This is a genomic window from Maledivibacter sp. (genome assembly GCA_025210375.1).
Taxonomy (GTDB): domain Bacteria; phylum Bacillota; class Clostridia; order Peptostreptococcales; family Caminicellaceae; genus JAOASB01.
Genome location: JAOASB010000054.1, coordinates 29,355 through 48,779, shown reverse-complemented (window position 1 = coordinate 48,779; position 19,425 = coordinate 29,355). Strand labels below are relative to the sequence as shown.

General features: G+C 33.4%; 16 protein-coding genes and 1 pseudogene. 1 reads left to right on the top strand and 16 read right to left on the bottom strand.

Annotated features, from left to right (window positions below):
- Positions 1 to 21: 21 nt before the first annotated feature.
- The 15 genes from N4A68_20105 to N4A68_20035 all read right to left on the bottom strand — a co-directional run bounded on the left by N4A68_20105 (position 22) and on the right by N4A68_20035 (position 18,212).
- Positions 22 to 771 (bottom strand): IclR family transcriptional regulator, encoded by a 750-nt coding sequence (locus N4A68_20105; GenBank protein MCT4566604.1) that lies wholly within the window; start codon positions 769 to 771, stop codon positions 22 to 24.
- 133 nt (positions 772 to 904) lie between these two features.
- Positions 905 to 2,098 carry an amidohydrolase gene (locus N4A68_20100; GenBank protein ID MCT4566603.1) on the bottom strand — a complete coding sequence of 398 codons (1,194 nt, stop codon included), beginning with the start codon at positions 2,096 to 2,098 and terminating at the stop codon, positions 905 to 907.
- Between the two features lie 11 nt (positions 2,099 to 2,109).
- Positions 2,110 to 3,276 carry a hypothetical protein gene (locus tag N4A68_20095; protein ID MCT4566602.1) on the bottom strand — a complete coding sequence of 389 codons (1,167 nt, stop codon included), beginning with the start codon at positions 3,274 to 3,276 and terminating at the stop codon, positions 2,110 to 2,112.
- Positions 3,277 to 3,297: 21 nt separating this feature from the next.
- Positions 3,298 to 4,320, bottom strand: coding sequence for a Gfo/Idh/MocA family oxidoreductase (locus N4A68_20090; GenBank protein MCT4566601.1), 1,023 nt, complete (start codon positions 4,318 to 4,320; stop codon positions 3,298 to 3,300).
- Positions 4,321 to 4,324: 4 nt separating this feature from the next.
- The gene (locus N4A68_20085) at positions 4,325 to 5,353 is read right to left on the bottom strand and encodes a Gfo/Idh/MocA family oxidoreductase (GenBank protein ID MCT4566600.1); all 1,029 of its coding nucleotides are present in this window, start codon (positions 5,351 to 5,353) and stop codon (positions 4,325 to 4,327) included.
- Between the two features lie 9 nt (positions 5,354 to 5,362).
- Positions 5,363 to 6,397 carry a hypothetical protein gene (locus N4A68_20080; GenBank protein MCT4566599.1) on the bottom strand — a complete coding sequence of 345 codons (1,035 nt, stop codon included), beginning with the start codon at positions 6,395 to 6,397 and terminating at the stop codon, positions 5,363 to 5,365.
- Between the two features lie 223 nt (positions 6,398 to 6,620).
- Complete coding sequence (locus N4A68_20075) at positions 6,621 to 8,030, bottom strand: transporter (protein MCT4566598.1); 1,410 nt, start codon at positions 8,028 to 8,030, stop codon at positions 6,621 to 6,623.
- Positions 8,031 to 8,058: 28 nt separating this feature from the next.
- Positions 8,059 to 9,210: an alanine dehydrogenase gene (locus N4A68_20070; GenBank protein ID MCT4566597.1), complete on the bottom strand. Its 1,152-nt coding sequence runs from the start codon at positions 9,208 to 9,210 to the stop codon at positions 8,059 to 8,061.
- A gap of 294 nt (positions 9,211 to 9,504) precedes the next feature.
- Positions 9,505 to 10,914 carry a sigma 54-interacting transcriptional regulator gene (locus N4A68_20065; GenBank protein ID MCT4566596.1) on the bottom strand — a complete coding sequence of 470 codons (1,410 nt, stop codon included), beginning with the start codon at positions 10,912 to 10,914 and terminating at the stop codon, positions 9,505 to 9,507.
- A gap of 113 nt (positions 10,915 to 11,027) precedes the next feature.
- Positions 11,028 to 11,825 (bottom strand): ABC transporter permease, encoded by a 798-nt coding sequence (locus N4A68_20060; protein MCT4566595.1) that lies wholly within the window; start codon positions 11,823 to 11,825, stop codon positions 11,028 to 11,030.
- Positions 11,826 to 11,857: 32 nt separating this feature from the next.
- Positions 11,858 to 12,655, bottom strand: coding sequence for an ABC transporter permease (locus N4A68_20055; protein ID MCT4566594.1), 798 nt, complete (start codon positions 12,653 to 12,655; stop codon positions 11,858 to 11,860).
- 5 nt (positions 12,656 to 12,660) lie between these two features.
- The gene (locus N4A68_20050; protein ID MCT4566593.1) at positions 12,661 to 13,545 is read right to left on the bottom strand and encodes an ABC transporter ATP-binding protein; all 885 of its coding nucleotides are present in this window, start codon (positions 13,543 to 13,545) and stop codon (positions 12,661 to 12,663) included.
- A 380-nt stretch (positions 13,546 to 13,925) separates the two neighbouring features.
- Positions 13,926 to 15,923, bottom strand: a complete 1,998-nt coding sequence (locus N4A68_20045) for a methyl-accepting chemotaxis protein (GenBank protein ID MCT4566592.1) — start codon at positions 15,921 to 15,923, stop codon at positions 13,926 to 13,928.
- A 525-nt stretch (positions 15,924 to 16,448) separates the two neighbouring features.
- Entirely contained in the window at positions 16,449 to 17,363 is a 915-nt protein-coding gene (locus N4A68_20040) for a DMT family transporter (protein MCT4566591.1), read from the bottom strand.
- Positions 17,364 to 17,510: 147 nt separating this feature from the next.
- Positions 17,511 to 18,212, bottom strand: coding sequence for a hypothetical protein (locus tag N4A68_20035; GenBank protein ID MCT4566590.1), 702 nt, complete (start codon positions 18,210 to 18,212; stop codon positions 17,511 to 17,513).
- A 386-nt stretch (positions 18,213 to 18,598) separates the two neighbouring features.
- Between N4A68_20035 and N4A68_20030 the strand changes: the two genes are divergently transcribed.
- Positions 18,599 to 19,267 carry a LexA family transcriptional regulator gene (locus tag N4A68_20030; protein MCT4566589.1) on the top strand — a complete coding sequence of 223 codons (669 nt, stop codon included), beginning with the start codon at positions 18,599 to 18,601 and terminating at the stop codon, positions 19,265 to 19,267.
- 16 nt (positions 19,268 to 19,283) lie between these two features.
- Here the strand turns inward: N4A68_20030 and N4A68_20025 are convergent.
- Positions 19,284 to 19,394 (bottom strand): annotated as a pseudogene (locus N4A68_20025) (TVP38/TMEM64 family protein).
- Positions 19,395 to 19,425 lie beyond the last annotated feature (31 nt).

Sequence of the window (19,425 nt, the reverse complement as noted above, 5' to 3'; positions counted from 1 at the left end):
ACATGCCCTAAACTCCCTATATCATATTGCTTTTTCTATTGAAGCCTTTATTTCTAATAAATCCTTGCCTATATTATCTAACACATCCTCATTAGATCTTATTATCGGTAGACTTAACCCTATGGTTGCTAGAAACTCATCATTGCTATTCATGATCGAGGTAGATATACATATTAAGCCTATCTCATATTCTTGAAATTCGTAGGATAAATTGGTCTTTCTTATATTATCTATTTCTTGCAATAAACTTTCCTTATCCACTATTGTATTGGTGGTTCTAGGTTTTAATTCTATATTTTCCAGATACTCTTCTATATCTTTATTCTCCATTGCAGCTAGTATTATCCTACCCACAGATGTACAATACAATTCATCGGTTTGCCCTGGTATTGCCGCATTACGTATGGAATGGGATGATTCTACCAAATCGATATATAATGCTTGATTATTCAATAGTACTGCTAGATGCCCCGATTCATTATATTTCTTAGATATACCTTCAAGATAGGGTCTGACAAAATTTTTCATATCAAAATCCCTTTCATATATCTTACCTAATTTGTAGGTTTTTAATCCCAAGGAATATTTGTTATCCATATCACGTTTTTTGATCATATCATTTTCTTCCAAGGATGCCAATATGCCAAAAAGTGTACTTTTAGGCATATCCAAATCTTTGCTGATATCGGCAAGTGAGCAACTATTCCCCTTCTCAGAAATATAAGTTAGTAATTTGATTGCTTTGTTTATTGATAATATTGACCTTGCCATATTCAACCCCCCATTTCATTTCGATTATACCATATATATACACTTTTTAAAATTTATTAGATATTCACATAGAAAATTATAGACTGCTGAAATTTTAGCAGTCTATAATTATTCTATTTATCATTCTTTAATTTTATTTAAAATCATTTAATGCACTTGATATTATAGCTACACAACTACGAACCCCATTCTCATAGGCTGAATCATTTATTTCAAATTTTGAATTATGATGGGGATATACTTTACCATCTGGCTTTTCTTTTCTTCCTCCAACTTTGTAGAAGCATCCCCTAACACATTGCAAGTATCTTGCAAAATCTTCTCCACCCATTACGGCAGAATCTTCATATACATTATCCTCCCACGTAATGTCTGTGAATATTTCTTTGATTTTATTCGATAGTTCTATATCATTATAGAGGATAGGATATCCCATATCGAGTTCAAGCTCATAGGACGCTCCATTCATCTTACAAATACCCCCTATGACATCTTCTATTCTACTTTTTAATGTGTCTTCACATTCCGGATCCAATATTCTTATTGTACCGCCTATTTCTACGGTTTTAGGTATTATATTGTTAGCATCGCTGCCCTTGAATATTGTTGTGGTCAGTACAGCCCTATTAAATGCATTAATATTTCTTGGTATTATGCCTTGAAGTGCTGTTACTATTTGTGAAGCCGTATATACAGTATCTATGGACTGATGTGGGAAGGCTGCATGTCCTCCATCCCCAATGATCTTTGCTTTGAAACTTCCTGAATTAGCCATTATCGATCCTGGTTTTATTCCCAGGGAACCCGGTGGAGTAAGTGCATCTAAATGTGCCCCAAAGATATAGTCTACCCCATCAAGCACTCCTTCTTCTATCATAGCCTTAGCTCCTCCAGGTGCTTTTTCCTCGGATGGCTGAAATAATAGCCTTATTTCTCCACAAAGAGTATCCTTTATCTCCGATAAAATTTTTGCTGCACCCAAGAGCATGGCTGCGTGACCGTCGTGACCACAGGCGTGCATTACTCCATCGACTTTAGATATGTATTCACCTTCATTAAGCTCCTTGATAGGTAATGCATCTATATCCGCTCTAAATGCTACGGTTTTGCCCTCCCTACCGGTTTTAATTACGGCCAATACTCCCGTTTGAGCCACTTTATCAACTTCATCAATGCCTTTAAAACTCTTCAATGCATCATATATATATTGACTGGTTTTATATTCTTCAAATCCAAGTTCTGGATTCATATGGAAATATCTTTTAGCATCTAAAACTAAAGACAATACTTCCTTCACCTTTTTATCTATTAATTTTATATCATACATATTATCTCTCCCTAGAACATATTAGCTACGAATCCAACTATTAATACCGATGATATTGTCATGGTAGCAAAACCTGCAATAAGCATCTTTGGCAAGAAGTAATCTAATAGTGCTTGCTTTTCTTCATCTGTTTCACCAATTGCTGTAGCTACTTCATTAGAAACTATATATGTTCCTGGGAAGCCATAAAGAGCTGTAAGTCCAATAACTACAGTCATGTTAAGCGGCATCTTTACAAGCTTACTTGTGATAAGTGAAGAAATAAATATACCCACTAGACCAAGACCAAATGCTACTACCCAAGGAATTACTAGGGAAAGTAATATCTCTGGTGTAACTTGAGGTAGCATACCAAAGCAATATACAAGTACCATAAACATCATAAGTCCGAATCCATTAGACTTTTGAAAAAATTCTTTCTCAATAAACCCTAGTTGGAAAGCTATTATACCGATTATAAGGGCTAACATCATACCATTTAAGAATCCACCTGTAAGATGGGATATATATTGTGCAATAGCTGCTACTATTGCTCCCTTTGCAAGTAAAACCACTGGTTTTTGCATATCTTTAGGCATCGGCTTAAATAATTTTTTCTTTTCAATCCTATTATTTTCTGCATTCTCCTTAGCAAAGGTTTTCCATTCTCCTGTACTCACGAATTGTCTAGCTTGTTTTTTAAGTAAGAAAGACGAAATAGGAACTCCTATAAGTGTTTGTGTAAGTAATATAAGCAATCCAAATATTGCTGCCTTATCAAATCCAGCTTTTATAGCAGCTTCTTTAATTACTATAAATGCTGGCATACCTCCTGCCACTACTGGGGCACCTGCTATTGCAAGATCTTTATCTATTACTAAAGGTCCTATAAATACTATAAATGCCACAATGAAACATACGGCTATAAATCCTATAATAAAAGTTTTCCACTGCTTTTTTATTTCTTCTAAATCTACCATTGTCGCCATATTAACCATGGTTACACTATAAAGTGTAGCCGCTGCTTTTCCAAACCCTGTTATAACAAGAATATCCTTTGGAAGTCCTACCCAAAAACCTACTATTAATAGAATAGATGTCACTAATATGGAAGATAATCCTGCCTTTGTCTTAAAGGATACCCACTCTCCGATCGCAAATAACAAAAGAACAATTGTTGCTGCATATATTGGAGCCATAATATACTTCCCCCTATTTTTTTAGTATTTTATTACTTTATTTGTTTCTACTGACTCAAGAGCCCCACATACCATGGCAAAACTCTTGTAGTTATCTTCTAATGTCGTTTCTGGAATAGCATCCTTCTCTATGCAATCCATAAACTTATTAAATCCATACTCTATTTCTGTAAATTCCATATCTACATGTTCAAGTTTCTTTCCACATTCCTTTTTTGATTGCAATACATCTTCACCATTTGATTTAAATTCATAGAACTTCACTTCATCATTGGCGTCAAGTGTGAGTACACCCTTACTCCCAGTGATGGTAAAATTGCCATCCCAAGATGTGTGATTACCCCTGCTCGCCCAGGAACCATTATATGTAATCTTTATATCCTTTTCCATGGTTATCACAGCTTGAGTATTTGGTCTACCTTCAAATTCTGACCATGTGGGCCTATTGCTTGAAGCATAAATTTCTTTACAATTACTGTTTGTAAAAAATCTCATTAAGTCAAAATGATGTATAGATACATCCCTAAGCAACGGTTGATCTAATCCCGCTCTATAGCCCTGTAAATCCTCGGGCTTTCTAAATTCTACAAGCATGTCTTCCACATCACCTATCATACCCTGTAGTATAGCTTTTTTTATGGTTTGATTGTGGGGTCTCCACCTATAGTTTTGCGATGCCATAAACTTTACATTTCCACATTTTTTCTTTATATCTATCAATTTTTTAGCTTCTTCTATGTTCATAGATAAGGGTTTTTCCATTATTATGTTTATGCCCTTTTCCATGGCAAGCTTTGCCGCATCAAAATGTAATACAGCGGGTAATACAATAATGGCTATATCCGCTTTTGTGGTTTCTATCGCCTCTTTGTAGTCTGTATATCCAATGTCCTTTGACAATGAATATTTTTCACATATACTATTTACTTCCTGTTGTGAACCAGCTATACCCACCAATTCACTTCTTTCAGTCTTAGTAATGATATCAATCCAATGTCCACCCCAAAATCCTAGACCTAATAATAGTACTTTATGTTTTTTCATATAATCATCCCCATATTTCTATACATTGTTTTGTTTTCTCAGATTTATCTATTGCTACGATCGCTTTCATGGCCATATAAGCATCCTTTGCAGAAACCGGCGATTCTCCACCGTCTTCTATGGCTTTTACAAAGTTTCGTATTATATTTGAATTTGGTTTTTCTCCTACATAGGGTGGTTGATTTTCCTTTATCCTTCTACCATCCTTCATTACTATTTCTATATCGCAATCATTATAGAAATGTGTTTTTATTACACCCTTTTCGCAGTATAAAACCAAGGAGTTATCCCAATCCCCATAGTTAGTATAAGATAGATTTAATGTACCAATTGCTCCTGACTCCATGGATAATATGGAAACAGAATTGTCATATACCTCTGCCAATGTGCCATCTTCTTTTTTCTTATCTAAAGTCCTTGCAAACCCACTTATTTTAGATATTTTTTCTCCTAAAACATACATTATTATGTCAAGTCTATGTATTCCTAAATCTGAAATACATCCGTATCCCGAAGCTTTTTTATCAAGATACCAAGTACCTGCTCCACCTACACTAAAGTATTCTGGGCCGGGGTGAGCAAGTGTACATCTAAAGGATAGAACTCTACCCATTTCCCCCCTTGATATTATTTCCTTTGCTCTACTGTGGGCGTAGGTAAATCTTTGATTGTGGGCTGCCATTATAATTTTGTCACTTTTTTCAGCTTCTTTTATTATTCTTTCACTATCCTCTAATGTGGTTGCCATTGGTTTTTCAACTAAAACGTGTTTACCCTGCTGCATTGCCTCTATGGACATCTGTGCATGGGTTGAATTAGGTGTACATATTATTACTCCATCGACCTCTGGATCCCTTAGCATATCCTGATAGTCATCATAAACTTTTCCACCAAATTCATCTACTAACTCTTTTGCTCTATCCTTTGATATATCATAAAATCCTGCAACCCCAGCATTTTCACACTCAAATAATTCTTTAGCATGTCTGATTTTAGTAATTTTGCCACAACCTATAATTCCTAAATTCACCATTGTATTGTCCTACTTTCCTTCAAATTCTCCAAAGAATTCTTCACAAGCTTCTTTAAAAACAGTAAGTCTATATTCAGGAACATCCGTTGGTACACAACAACCAGGAGCCATTATAAATTTATCCCTACCTATTTGTTCCACTGCATTTTTACATCTCATTTTTAAATGTTCCTTTAACTTTTGTCTATCCTCTTCGTAGAAATCTCCCCACTGCTCTATGCCTGCAATAAGAATTTTATCTGGCATCATTTCTCTAGCTTCCTTTAGGGATACATTACTTTGTACATCCTCCCAGTTTACTGCTTGTACAGGATAATCTTTAATTTCTTTAATGTATAAATCATCTATACCATGTACATGCAACATGTTAAACCAGGTATTGTCTTTGATATGATTTAATATTCTAAGGGCATAATCCGTAGTAAACTCCTTATGTTGTTCCCTAGTTAAACGAGTACCACATGATAGATGTGTAGCTAGGAAAATACCATCTATACCAACTTTAACAAGTTCATCTAAGAAGTTTAATATTGTCTGGCATATTACCTCTAAACCCTTATGTAATTCTTCGGGATAATGTTCTACCATTGCCATGGTTGGATATGGATTAAGCCATCCCGAATACATTTCTTCTGCTGCTGTAAGTGGTGTAAATATTGTTGGTATTACAGGAACCTTACCTTTGTATTTTTTTACTAGTTTTTCTACTGCCTCAACTTCACGTTTAAAAGCCCCTTTAGTTACATCGGGTACTGTAAGATTGGCAAAATCTATGGGACAATTAAGTGGATGTTTAATCATAGTTGGAAAAGTATCAGAATCTTTGCTCCACTCTATTTCTGCTCCAAAAGCTTCTGGCATAAGATATCCATTAAACATTACCTTAATAAAATCCCAATCGTTGGAATCTTGAAATTCCATGGTTCTCTTAACAAAATCTACGGGATGTCTATCCTCAAGATAGAAGTGTTTCCAAGCAGATATCCCTGGTCTATCAACCTTTTCTCCTGAAAGCATTGCTTTAATCCTTTGAGTTCCATTCATAAATAACAACCTCCTTGTATTCGTCATCGTCGTTTTTGAAATGTTAATTACGAATACATGCTAACATATTTATTTTGACTTGTCAATAATTTCTCAATATTTTTAACCTTCAATATTAATCGCAGTTAATGCTAGCTCTTCTCCCATATAAAGCTAAAAAGTGCCTGCTAAATAACAGACACTTTTACTGAACAACTTTTTATTTATAGTATTTTTTATAAAACTAGACTACGGTGAATCCTATTATAAGATATATTATAGATGCTAAACCTGCCGCTACACCGGCATAAGGAATTTGGGTTTTTACATGGTCTATATGATCCGAAGCTGCCCCTGTAGAAGCCAGTATTGTGGTATCGGAAAGTGGTGAACAGTGATCCCCAAACACTCCTCCACCTGCAACAGCGGCAACAGTTGCTAGAACCAAGACAGTGATTTCATTGCCAGCAAAACCAAATGCAAGTGGTGCGGCTATAGGCATCATTATAGCAAAGGTTCCCCAGGATGTACCGGTTGAAAAGGATATCAAAGCAGCTATTACAAAGGTTACAAAGGGTAGAAGATTAGGAGTTAACCAGTTTTGAGTAACGGAAATTATATAATTTGCGGTCCCCATTTCTTTACTTAGACTGTTAATAGTATAGGAAAGGGCCAATATAATGATCGCGGGCATAACTCCCTTCATTCCTGACATAGCTGTTTTCATAATATCATTAAATGGTATTCCTTGAATCCTCATGATGATTCCTAAGACAACCGCTGCTGCAAGAAAAGCTTCCATGGTTTTTGCAGATTTCATCGTTATAAATGTGCCTATGGCAATGGTAACAACTATGAGAACAGGGAATATGAAGTTTAAAAATACATTAGTTTTGATACCTTCATAGGGTGGTGTATCCGTCAACTCCTCACCTATTAATGGTTCTGCTCCATCTCTCAGTACCTTGCCTTCTTCTAAAGCTCTTTTCTCTGCCTTTTTCATCGGCCCAAATTCTGGGATAATGCCGGAAGCCAAAAGTCCAACTAATAAAACAGCAATTATGGCATAGAAGTTAAATGGTACGGCCCTAGTGAATATCATCATAGCTTGAGCTGCATCTTCCACGGGCCCAATACCAATTAATAGTCCTGAAATAAATACCGCCCAGCCGGTAATAGGTGCCAGAACACTTACTGGAGCTGAGGTTGAATCAGCAATATATGCAAGCTTTTCCCTTGATATCTTAGCTTTATCTGAAAGGCTTCGCATTGTTGAACCCACAAATAAGGGACTAAAATAATCACTAAAGAATACAAACATACCCATAACCCAAGCTGTTAATTGAATTTTAACTCTGCTTAGTTGTTTATTTTCCATTATCCTTGTAAACCCTTGAATAGCACCTGTCCTTTGAAAAAATGCAATTAAAATACCTATAAATAATTCAAGTAATAAAATCCATGAAAAGCTTGTTGTACCTAAGGAAGTCTTTAGAAGTGCCGGAAATGCCATTAGCCCTTTTCCTGAAGCTAAAACACCTATGAAAATAGCTACTGCCAGTGAAAAAACAGTGTTTCTGGTTTTGAAGGCCAAAATAATCGCTATAGTTGCGGGTAAAATTGAAATAATACCAAGATGTGTTCCTATTTCCATTCAAAATCCTCCTCAATATTTATTTATTTTAAACCACTGTAGAAGTGGCTTTTGGAGCCGAATCTAAATTTTTACAACTTTCTAGGCCAAGTACTTCTTCTGAAGTATTAAAGGGTTTGCCTTGTATTATACTTGTTTCTTCATGGGTTAATATTCCCTTGTATGTTGTCATACTTCTTCTTAAATACCCGTCCCTCCTACAGGCCTCAATTATTCCATTATTTGCAATAGATTTTATATGGGATATAACCGATGCAGCATATGAAATTGAAGTAGTATGTGGGGCAGCTCCAGGTATATTATCAACACCGTAATGAATTATTCCATCCACTTCATAGGTAGGATTGTCATGATGTGTAGGCTTATAGGTTTCAATAGCTCCTCCCACATCGGCACTTATATCTACAATCACTGAGCCTTTTCTCATTAGCCCTAACATATCCCTTGTTATAAGATGGTCTTTTCTGTGCTTGGGCCATTTCACGCAGTTTATCACCATATCTATATTTGGTAGAAGCCTTCTAATGTTATATTGATTTGATATACTAGTATGCACATTTTTAGGAAATATTTCGTGACATTGTCTTAAAACCCCTATATTTATATCCATCAGAATTACCTTTGCCCCTAATGACGCTATGATTTCCGTTGCCCCTTTTCCCACAATTCCTGCTCCAATTACCAATACATTTGCTCCTGGGGCTCCACCTATTGGACAAACCAGCTTTCCACTACCACCATTAATGCTTAATAAATGATAAACCCCCATCAATGCCCCTAGCTTTCCTGCTACCTCACAATTTGGTGAACCATATCGGTGGGTATCTTCGGCAGTAAATGCTATGACTCTCTTTTCTAATAGTGCTTCTACTTCTTCTTTATTGGCTGCAGGATGAATACATGTAAATATTATCTGCCCTTCCCTTAGTAAATCATATTCTTCTGGAAAAATTTCTTTTACCTTTGCAACCAAATCGCATTCAGAATAGATACTTTCCATCTTTTCTTTTATCTCTGCACCAGCCTCTACATACTCTTTGTCGTCAAATCCAGCCTTTTCTCCTGCTGTACTTTGTACTAATACCTTGTGTCCATCGGCACAAAGCTCTGCTACTTCAGTAGGAGTCATAATAACTCTAGATTCACCAGGTTTGATCTCTTTTAAAACTCCAATGATCATAGTAATCCCTCCTCCACTACTTATAATGATTGACTTATTAAACAATAGAGCAATTACTATGCCATTTTTTTTATTAAATTTACTTAAAAAACCTTGTTTATTCCCCTAAAAGCTAAGATTTCTAAGGATAATTTAGTTATTATCATAACAATAAACAAAAAAAATGGCATTTAATTATACCATTTTAGCTTTTTTGTTATATTTCGGTGACTAATTGTTATATTTTGAGCAAAATTCTATTTCATAATAAAAATTATTTAAAACATTATAAATTTTTAAATAATTTTAAATTTTCTATTTTATATTGTATTTATCAATTTTCCTTTGCAAAGTTTGCCTTGGAATACATAATAATCTTGCAGCAGCAGAAACATTCCCCTTTGTTTTATTTATAGCTTTACCTATAAGATCCTTTTCAACCTCTAATATAGCTTGATTTAATGGTTGTATGTCAAGTTCTGTTTCTGTTTCTTTCTCATTTATATTAATAATTTCCTTGATCTTATTATTAACATGCTCCATTTCTATAATATTCTCATTCCGTGATACAACATGCATTGCATATTCAACAACATGCTCTAGCTCCCTTACGTTTCCCGGCCACTTATAGGCTTTAAGAAAATCATATACTTCCTTTGATACTTTATTTATATTTTTATTCAATATTTTATTATATTTATCCACAAAAAAATTTAATAGTAGTTCTATATCGTCCTTTCTTTCCCTTAATGGGGGAATACCTATAACCAATACGCTCAATCTATAATATATATCATGTCTTAATTTCCCTTCTCTTAAGCATCTTTGAGGATTGTTGTTGGATGCAGTAATTATCCTAACATCTATTTTCCTCTCTTTTCTATCTCCTAATCTCCTTACATATCCATCTTCTAAAACTCTCAGCATTTTAGCTTGCAGATTTAAGGGCATAGAATTAATTTCATCTAAGAATAATGTTCCTCCTTCAGCTAGTTCAAAAAGTCCTGGAGTATCATACGCCCCGGTAAAACTTCCCTTTGTTGTCCCAAATAATATGCTTTCTAATAGATTTTCAGGTATAGCAGCACAATTTTGGCTAACAAAGGGTTTGCCTGCCCTCTCACTTTCATTATGAATTGAATGAGCAAATAATTCCTTTCCCGTACCAGTTTCACCATATATAAATACTGGGGCTCTCCCAATGGCAATTTTTTTCACAATATGCTTAAGCTCCTTGATTTGATCATTATTAGATATTATCTCCTCCAAGGTATACCTAGCCTTATGGGGACCTAAATACTCATTTATAATATTCCTGCTCTTGAACAATTCACTATTCATTATAATCTCATTACTATATTCATATTTATGCTTTGATATATCCTTTGAAAGCTCAACAGCACCTATTATCCTCCCCTTTGATTTGATTGGTATAGAAGCATTAGCAGTCTGGATACATTCCCCATCAATATTAATTACTTTTTGCCTTCTTTTATGTATTGGCTTTCCCAATTCCATGGCTTTGATTAATGTACTAGATTCCCTATCAATATTGGTAAATATTTCAAATAGTTTCTTTCCTACAACATCACTATCCTCCTCTATCTCTGGATGAAACCTTGGATTAAACTTTACAGAAAATAATATAGTTCCCGATGTATCAATGATAGTTATTCCATCTATATATGCTAATTCATTTAAAAAGTCCTTTCTTCTTTTAACCATAGATTTTCTCCCCCTCAAAACAATATACATCAAAGAAGTTTCTCTTAGATTCTCGGTATAAGTCCATGCCTTTTACTCAACTACAATTATATCACTAATATATACTATGACGCTTATACATCTAAATCCCTTCCTCTATAAGATTCATAGGTTACTATCAGTGATATCCCCATAATTACACCTGATAATATTATAAATAAAAAATTAATTCCCCTTCCTAAAATTATGGGTTCAGCTTCAAAATATTTAAAGGGGGTGAAATACTTTAAAGCCTCGAAACCTTTATTTATATTGGTTACCATATATAACATAAAGGTAATAAGTAGTATACCCGTTGCCGAATAGGCCACATCCCTGCTTTTTTTCCTAATCGAAGCCAATAATGCTCCAATGCTTATATATATGAGTTGTAGAATAAACATACCCATCATTAAAATTATTATGTCATTTGTTATATCATCACCCTTATTAAAATAGTTAACCACAATTAGGGATCCTATTAAAGTAACTACATTTAAAATAATAATATTTAAAAGTCCCGCTAATAGCTTGAAGGTTATAACCCTACTTCTTGATATGGGCTTTGAGAATAGAAATTCTGTAGTTTTATCCCTTTCTTCCTTCGCTATGATACCGGCTCCCAACATTATGGCATGGGTTGCTGCCAGTAATATGAGATATAAGAAAAGAACCCCATAAAATCCAATAGCAGTAGATAAATCGAAGCCGCTTATCCCCATTATATTTAGCAATGATTTTGGATATATGTCCAACATGTCATTTATAGACTCTCCTGCACCAGTAAATCCAGCATATTTCCCCATACCGCCACCAATCATTGCTACCATTGCCATACACCATATGAAAAGTGATTTTATATTGGCCTTTATTTCTCTGAGAAATATATTCATAATCACTACACTCCTATATTCTAAAATCAATTTTATACAGCATGAATATCCTTTTTACAATAAATTATATAACTAACCGTAATACAACCTATAATAAATGCTAAAGCAGTTATGACAAACTGTATTTCATAGCTACTATTTCCTATGATATATACAGGGTCAAAGTATTTGAAGGGTGTTATGTATCGAATCATATCATCATCCCCCTTTGAGCTTAGAAAACTTATAAAATAGAAAAGGAATACCACAGCAAGGGAAATAGTCAAAACCGACTTAATTTTAGGTAGTATGACTGAAATAATAACTCCCAGGGACATAAATATGAGCTGTATAAATAATAGTGTTATGGAAATCATAAAAAATATTTTGAAGCTATACTCCCCATTCTTTACAAAGGATATGACAATATTTGCTGCTCCTATGTAAATTATATTTGTAAGTATCATTGATATAGTTATGGCAAGTAACTTAGAGAAGAAAATTTTTGTCCTGGTAATAGGCTTTGTCAACAGAAAATCTGCCGTCTTTTCATGTATTTCCTTTGATATGATTGAAGTCCCCAAGGTCATGGCCTGGATTGCTCCAATCAAAAGAACAAATGTAAAGGGAAAGGAATAATATCCTAATACGCTGGAGAAGCTATCCAATGTAATGCCCATACCAATTCTTATAGCCTCGGGAAACCCCTCCATTAATTTTTTCATCCGATCCACATCCCTTGAGAAGGATGGAAATAGTGAGAAGAATATAACTATCACTAAGATTAATGATATTGTCCACAAAAAAGTTGATTTTCTATAGGTTTTTAACTCATGTAGGAATATATTCATATTATCTATTCCTCCCTTGAATAATAATGTATAAATATTTCTTCAAGGTTAGGCTCTTCTATCCATATATTAGATATTTTCATTTCAGATATTTTTTTCATGACAGTATTAATATTTCCTTTAAACATAAAATCCACTATTCCTTCTTTTACTTCTAGATTTTTCACACCACTGATATTAAAATAATCCCTATCTATCCTTGAAAATGTTTCAATCTTGAACTTCTTATAATTATTTTCCTTCAACGTACTAATCTTCTCAAGCTTTATTATCCTACCCTCTTTAATAATAGCCACACGATCACAGAGTTTTTGCACTTCACTTAAGATATGGGAAGAGAAAAAAATTGTGGCACCCTTCTTATTTTCTTCTCCTAATAAATCAAAAAATTTCTGCTGCATAAGAGGGTCTAATCCACTAGTAGGCTCATCTAATATTATTAATTTAGGCTCATGGAGAAGTCCCTGAACTATACCAACCTTTTTCTTGTTTCCAAAGGATAAATCATCGATTTTTTTGCTAAGATCAAGATTCATTATGTCAGCCAAATAATTAATCCTTTTACTGCAATCCTTTTTATAAAAACTAGCTGAGTATTTTAAAAGCTCCATAACCCTCATGTTATCGTAATAAAAAACTTCAGAGGGTAAATATCCAATTTCTTTTTTTATCTTGGGACCAAATTTTACAACATCCTTGCCAAATATCTTAGCACTCCCACTGGTTGGATAAATTAAGGACAATAGGGTTCTAATGGTGGTGGATTTACCAGCACCATTGGGCCCAATAAAACCAAAATTTTCTCCTTCTTTAACATTAAAGCTTACATCAATAATTCCCCTTGATCTTCCATAGCTTTTTGTTAGATTTTTGGTTTCAATAGCATTCATATTTTTTTAGTCCCTTCAAAATATAATTTTTGTATTATTATTTGCATGGAGTCTTTTATTATTCGAGCAAATTGCATAATTACCTTCTACAAAAGTCATCTACTATATAGAGTTTTAAAATCCCCAAAGTTATTTTTGAAAAATCTAAGCCCTTCACCTGTACTCAGATTTTTCAAAAGTAATGTATTACAATAAAAATACAGCCAGCTCACATTTTGTATAAAACATGGGCTAGCTGTAAATTATCAATGTCTTTATGTAAGTGAGAAATTTATGTAACTTTAACTATGGGGATTTTAGTATAGACTTTAACTTATGCAAGTCATACTATGAAAACCCTATATAGCTTTACACTCATAAAGTTTAGTTCACTAAAATTTTTAAAGCTTAAATTTTTCAATAATTTCTTCCATACCTCTAGCTATTTCAGCTAATTCTCTACTAGACCTTGCAATTTCCTCCATTGATGCGGTTTGTTCTTCAACGGAAGCATTGACTTCTTCAGTGGATGCAGCTGACTCCTGGGATACTGCCAAAATACTTTCAATAGAAGTAAAGGTTTTAACCTTATTTTCATCAATATCCCTAAGGGATTTTATGAGTTTTTCAAATAATAAAGCTAGGTTTACTATTGAACCATCAATAACATCATAGGAAGAAACGGTTTTTTCTAAATAAACATCTACATTTCCCACTATTTCTTCTGCTTTATGCATATTGGTATTTGCTATTGTGATTCTATTTGTCATTGCTACAAGGATATTCGATATATTCTCCGTAGCACTTTCAGTTTCTTCCGCTAATTTTCGTATTTCATCTGCCACAACGGCAAAACCTCTACCGGCATCCCCCGCTCTAGCAGCTTCAATTGAAGCATTCAAGGCTAATAAATTTGTTTGATTAGCAATATTAGAAATAGTATTTAAAATACCTACAATAGATTCTGATTGCTCAACTAACTGATCTGTGTTACTTTTCATTTCTCCAGCAATATCCAGATTTAGCTTGAATTCTTTTTTTAGCTTTGAAACCATTTCCTTACACCCTGATGTCACACTGTTTACCTTTTCAGTACCATCCTTTACAGTCATGGCAAGTTTTTCGGACTCGTCTATACTCTCACCCAGCTCTGAAAGCTCTTGTACTGCACTTTGTGATTCCTGGGCCTGTGTTACGGCTCCAATTGCTATTTCATCCACAGCCTTGGAAACCGATTCTGAAGTAATGGCATTTTCACTGGTCGTTTCTGATAATAGCTTAGATGATTCTGTAAGTTCTAATGCTGAATTTTGGATTTTATGAACAAAGTCTTTCATATTCTCAGTTATTGTATCAAAAGCTCTGGCCAACTCACCAAATTCATCTTTACTCCTTAGAAATTTTTCCGGTACTTCTACTGTTAAGTCTAATTGTGATATAGCTTTTGCATGGTTTGTAGCCAATATAATAGGTTTTACAAAGGCCCCTCCCATTACATATGTAATGAGCATAGCTATAACGAGGGCTCCAATAGTCATATATATCAAAGTATTTCTTAAATTAGATACATCCATTAGCAATTCCCGTACAGAAACACTTAATCCTATATTAAAACCCGTTGTACCAATTGGGTTATATGCCGCATAATATTTATTTCCTTCATAACTATAGCCTTGTGACCCCGATTCTCCAGATGACATCTTCTGTATTATATCCGCTAATTCTGTTAATTTTTTATCCTCCTTAGCACGCTCAATGATATTTTCCCTTTTTAATACCAAATCTATGTCGGGATGAGCAATGGTTATCCCTTCTTCGTTGATAATAAAAGCTCGTCCACTTTTCCGCACCTGGATATCTGTAACTATATTACTAAGATATTCAGCTTCAATAACACCTACAATGACACCTTCCACCCTATTATTATCATCATTTATAGGGGTTGATACAAAAAATTGGGATTTTCCCGTTGCTTTATTAAATAGCAAATCACTAAAATAGGATTTCCCTTTCATAGATTCCTGAAAATACAATCTGTCACTTATATTGGCAACGTTTTCACTTAGTGAGTGAGCATTTCCTTTTAAATCAACAATAAACATATCTGAAAATTTATCATTCTTATCAACTTCATAAAGAAGTGCTTTTTTTTGCTGACTCCACTCATTAGACCTAATTACATTTCTACGAGCAATTCCTTCCATTATAATTTCTGCTTCACGCATCTCCACTTCTATATATTTGCTATATGCTGTTGACATTTGTACTAATTCTTCATCCACCATTTTTTCTAGGGCTTTTGTGGATAAATTAGTAGCCGAAATACCAAGTCCTCCACTAATAAGAACAATTATTAATGAAAAATAGACTATTAGCTTGACTTTTATGCTTTTAAACATTGCATCATCCCCCCTAAGTTAACTAGCCATTATACTATTAATTACTTATGCTTCATCGTCTATAGCAATTCTTATTACATCTGTGCCAAATTCTCTTATGTAATTTTTTTCTGCCCCCCCTTGCTAATACTTAGCAATAACATTTAATTTGTACCTACAAGATTCTTATTCTTAATGTAATTCGATAAAATCTCTTATAGGGATTTTAGTATAGACTTTAACTTATACAAGTCCAAAATGCCCATAACCATCGCATATTTATCCATGCATAAGTTAAGTTATACTATGAAAACCCTATATAATAAGCTCATGTTAAGTATAAATTTAGACTATTATATCAATTTTATAGCAAAATTTCTTTGACAAATGGGTGATTTTTCCACAAAATTTTATTTTTTTGTTTTATATTCTGTATTTTTACATTAATACATTTATATGCAATTTGTTCATATAGTCTTAGTATGTAATCTCACAATAAAAAAAGATATAGGCCAAATAATTTAAGCCTATACCCTTTATACTTTACTACTCTCTATTAATTTTACTTCCAAAATAATTTGTTCCCCAAACTCCCGATAAAATCATAATAGCCCCAACAATCTGATACCAATAAAATGGCTCATGCCTTATTAACACCCCAGCAACAATGGATGTCACACTTGAAAGATTTGCAAAAACAGCAGATCTAGAAGCCTCAATCTTAGATAAAGTATAATTTACTAAAAAGAAAGCCACAACCGACGATAGTATTCCTAGGTAAAATACTGCTGAAACTACTTTAGGATTCAATAGGGGTATAAAATAATTTGATATTTCACCTTTAACAAGGTGCTGTATTATAGCAATTGTATTAAAGGTTATTGCACCAATCCACATCATTGCATAGGTAATCTCTATGGGTTTGAAGTCCGTTGAATATTTTCGTGACAATATATTAAATACAGATGCACATAATACTGCAATTAATAGTACAATTATTCCTATCATGTTGGAACCTAGTTCATTACTCTTCATGATAATAATAAAAACTGTACCTGCAACCGACAATGTAACAAATAATACTTGTATCTTATTTGGGTACTCTTTTAAGAATATTGCTGCTAAAACCGTTACAACAACAGGTATTAATGCTATCATCATTCCAGATTCCGAAGAATTAGTTAATTTTATCCCCAAAACTTCAAAGATAAAATAAATTACAGGTTGGGCCAATGCTATTGCCATGAGCTTATACAGTTCTTTACCTTTATATTCAACCTTAATAACTTTGAATATCCTCAATATGGATAGTGCCAAGGCTGCTATACCGAATCTAAAACCTAGTAGATGGAAGGGCCCAACATCGGATAAAGCTTCCTTTGTAAACAAATAGGAAAATCCAAATATTAAAGCCATTCCAGTACCAGCTAAATAAGGCAAATATCTTTCTTTCTCTATCATTATTCTACCTTCCTTATATTTATATAGTCCACTAAATAATTCTACAATAAATAATTCTAACAAGCAATTAATTTCTTCATATATATATCCATAATAGCCCATCATTATCTACAACTCAGCCAAGTCAGAGTTATGAAATTTCCTCAACTATTTAATGCTTCTATTTAATATTTGTAGAACCTTTTCTTTAGGAACCTCCCATTCTTCCTTTAATGTTTCTATTAATTCATCGGAAAAGGATATTTCTTTGCATTGCTGCCAGTTTTCCATTTCCTCAACATATTTTTCAATAGCCTCTTCCGGTGAAACTATATCTTTATACTTGATTTCTTCAACATTTATACCTAAGAATTTCTTTATAAAGGCCTTAACGCAATTATCTACTACTTCTTTATTTATTCCATCACTTGGATGCCACACTTCGATTGACCGTGGTTTCACATTTTCTTTATTTCTTTCAGCCTCAAAGGGCACTTCATAAAAGTCCCTATACTTTATATTGTCATAATAATAATGGTACTTAATGTCCTCATTTTCTAAAAAGCCTTTAATTTCTTTTACAAAATTTATCTCATCTGGATCTTTCTCTAAATCCTCTAAACCATATTGAAGATATGGTGTAGTACAAACACAAGTCCATGCAATTTCTTTATATTTATTACCTACTTTTATGTACATTGTTATGTCTTCCCAGCTCGTGTTTTTAGTCAAGCCATATATGCCCCACCAATAATCTAAATGGCTAACATCCACATAAATAATATTTTTAGGCATTTTATTTATTTGCTTAATTATATTTTTATATCTTAACTTACGAATACTTGATATAAAGTATTTAATCCCTAACATAATATAACCTCCAACTCCTGCTATAATGACTAGCTTATTCTACCTTTTCCAAAAAAAATTGTCAAACACAACGTTGTCTCCTTGCCATGCAATAAAGTTTATTAGAGGTTTATCAATTTGAGTATATTTAGTATAATCTTAATATATGAGGAAATTGCATAACTCTTACTTAGCAGAATTGCATATGCGAATATCATCCTTGATTTAAATACTTAAGATATAAGCATATTTGATGGTATAGCTTTGGGGATTTTAAAACTACATGTAGTAGGGAGTTTTTATAGAAAGTAATTATGCAATTTGCTCATATGATAAAATCTAATTATATAGATATTTAAGTAAATTCTTTAATTTGAAATGATTTAAAACAGTAGAGGTGATATTAAATGAATAGACTTGCGGTAAAAATAAAGGATGCTAGAATAAAGGCTGGACTTACGGAAAAAGAGTTAGCTAAAAAATGTGGTTTATCAGTTGGCTATATAATACAAGTTGAATCTGGCAAGAAAATTGTCAATGAAAGTGTTGCTGAAAAGATTTTAAAATCCTTAGGAACTAAAGAAGAATTTGTTAAAGAAGAAAGGGTTATAGAAAAACCTAAAAAAGCTAAGGTAGCTCCTAGGTCTCAGGAAACTATTTTCCCCCACCCAAATCAAACTTGGTCCGATGCCTTATCTGGGGTTATAAAAAAATATCCAATATATGAGCTGCATACTAATAAGATTGTGGACTATAAGGAACTGCCTATAATAAGTAAAAAGATTGAAGGTCATCATCCAGATAAAATAATGTTTGTAAAATCTCCAAACAATGATATGGAGAACTTTAGGATTAAGAAAGACGATGTGTTAACTGTGTCTATAACTAAGGATATACAAAATTACTGTATATATTTGTTTGAGATGGATGGAAAAAAAATGATTCGTCAGTTAAGAAAAGAAGTAAACAAAAAGATAAAACTATCAAAATATTCAAAGGATGATTCTTCTGTGACTGTTGATATAAATAGGATAAAGGTCTTGGGAAAAATTATTAAAAATGAATTCTTCATATAGGGCTTCTATGTTTCTTTTTCACCCCTCCTGTAAGCATATCAGCTACATATGGGTATATAATAGTTGATGGTAATTGCCCTAATCCCATTGCCAAAAAGAATGGGCAAAAACTAAGGAAATAAAGCCCTCTCTTTAATTTAAGAAAGGGCTTTGTTTTT

Coding starts and splice junctions, on each gene's coding strand:
- N4A68_20070 (MCT4566597.1), bottom strand. CDS start 9,210: ATGATCATTGGAGTTTTAAAAGAGATCAAACCTGGTGAATCTAGAGTT.
- N4A68_20035 (MCT4566590.1), bottom strand. CDS start 18,212: ATGTTAGGGATTAAATACTTTATATCAAGTATTCGTAAGTTAAGATAT.
- N4A68_20030 (MCT4566589.1), top strand. CDS start 18,599: ATGAATAGACTTGCGGTAAAAATAAAGGATGCTAGAATAAAGGCTGGA.
- N4A68_20045 (MCT4566592.1), bottom strand. CDS start 15,923: ATGTTTAAAAGCATAAAAGTCAAGCTAATAGTCTATTTTTCATTAATA.
- N4A68_20085 (MCT4566600.1), bottom strand. CDS start 5,353: ATGGTGAATTTAGGAATTATAGGTTGTGGCAAAATTACTAAAATCAGA.
- N4A68_20080 (MCT4566599.1), bottom strand. CDS start 6,397: ATGAATGGAACTCAAAGGATTAAAGCAATGCTTTCAGGAGAAAAGGTT.
- N4A68_20090 (MCT4566601.1), bottom strand. CDS start 4,320: ATGAAAAAACATAAAGTACTATTATTAGGTCTAGGATTTTGGGGTGGA.
- N4A68_20075 (MCT4566598.1), bottom strand. CDS start 8,030: ATGGAAATAGGAACACATCTTGGTATTATTTCAATTTTACCCGCAACT.
- N4A68_20055 (MCT4566594.1), bottom strand. CDS start 12,655: ATGAATATATTCCTACATGAGTTAAAAACCTATAGAAAATCAACTTTT.
- N4A68_20095 (MCT4566602.1), bottom strand. CDS start 3,276: ATGGCTCCAATATATGCAGCAACAATTGTTCTTTTGTTATTTGCGATC.
- N4A68_20105 (MCT4566604.1), bottom strand. CDS start 771: ATGGCAAGGTCAATATTATCAATAAACAAAGCAATCAAATTACTAACT.
- N4A68_20065 (MCT4566596.1), bottom strand. CDS start 10,914: ATGGTTAAAAGAAGAAAGGACTTTTTAAATGAATTAGCATATATAGAT.
- N4A68_20050 (MCT4566593.1), bottom strand. CDS start 13,545: ATGAATGCTATTGAAACCAAAAATCTAACAAAAAGCTATGGAAGATCA.
- N4A68_20060 (MCT4566595.1), bottom strand. CDS start 11,825: ATGAATATATTTCTCAGAGAAATAAAGGCCAATATAAAATCACTTTTC.
- N4A68_20040 (MCT4566591.1), bottom strand. CDS start 17,363: ATGATAGAGAAAGAAAGATATTTGCCTTATTTAGCTGGTACTGGAATG.
- N4A68_20100 (MCT4566603.1), bottom strand. CDS start 2,098: ATGTATGATATAAAATTAATAGATAAAAAGGTGAAGGAAGTATTGTCT.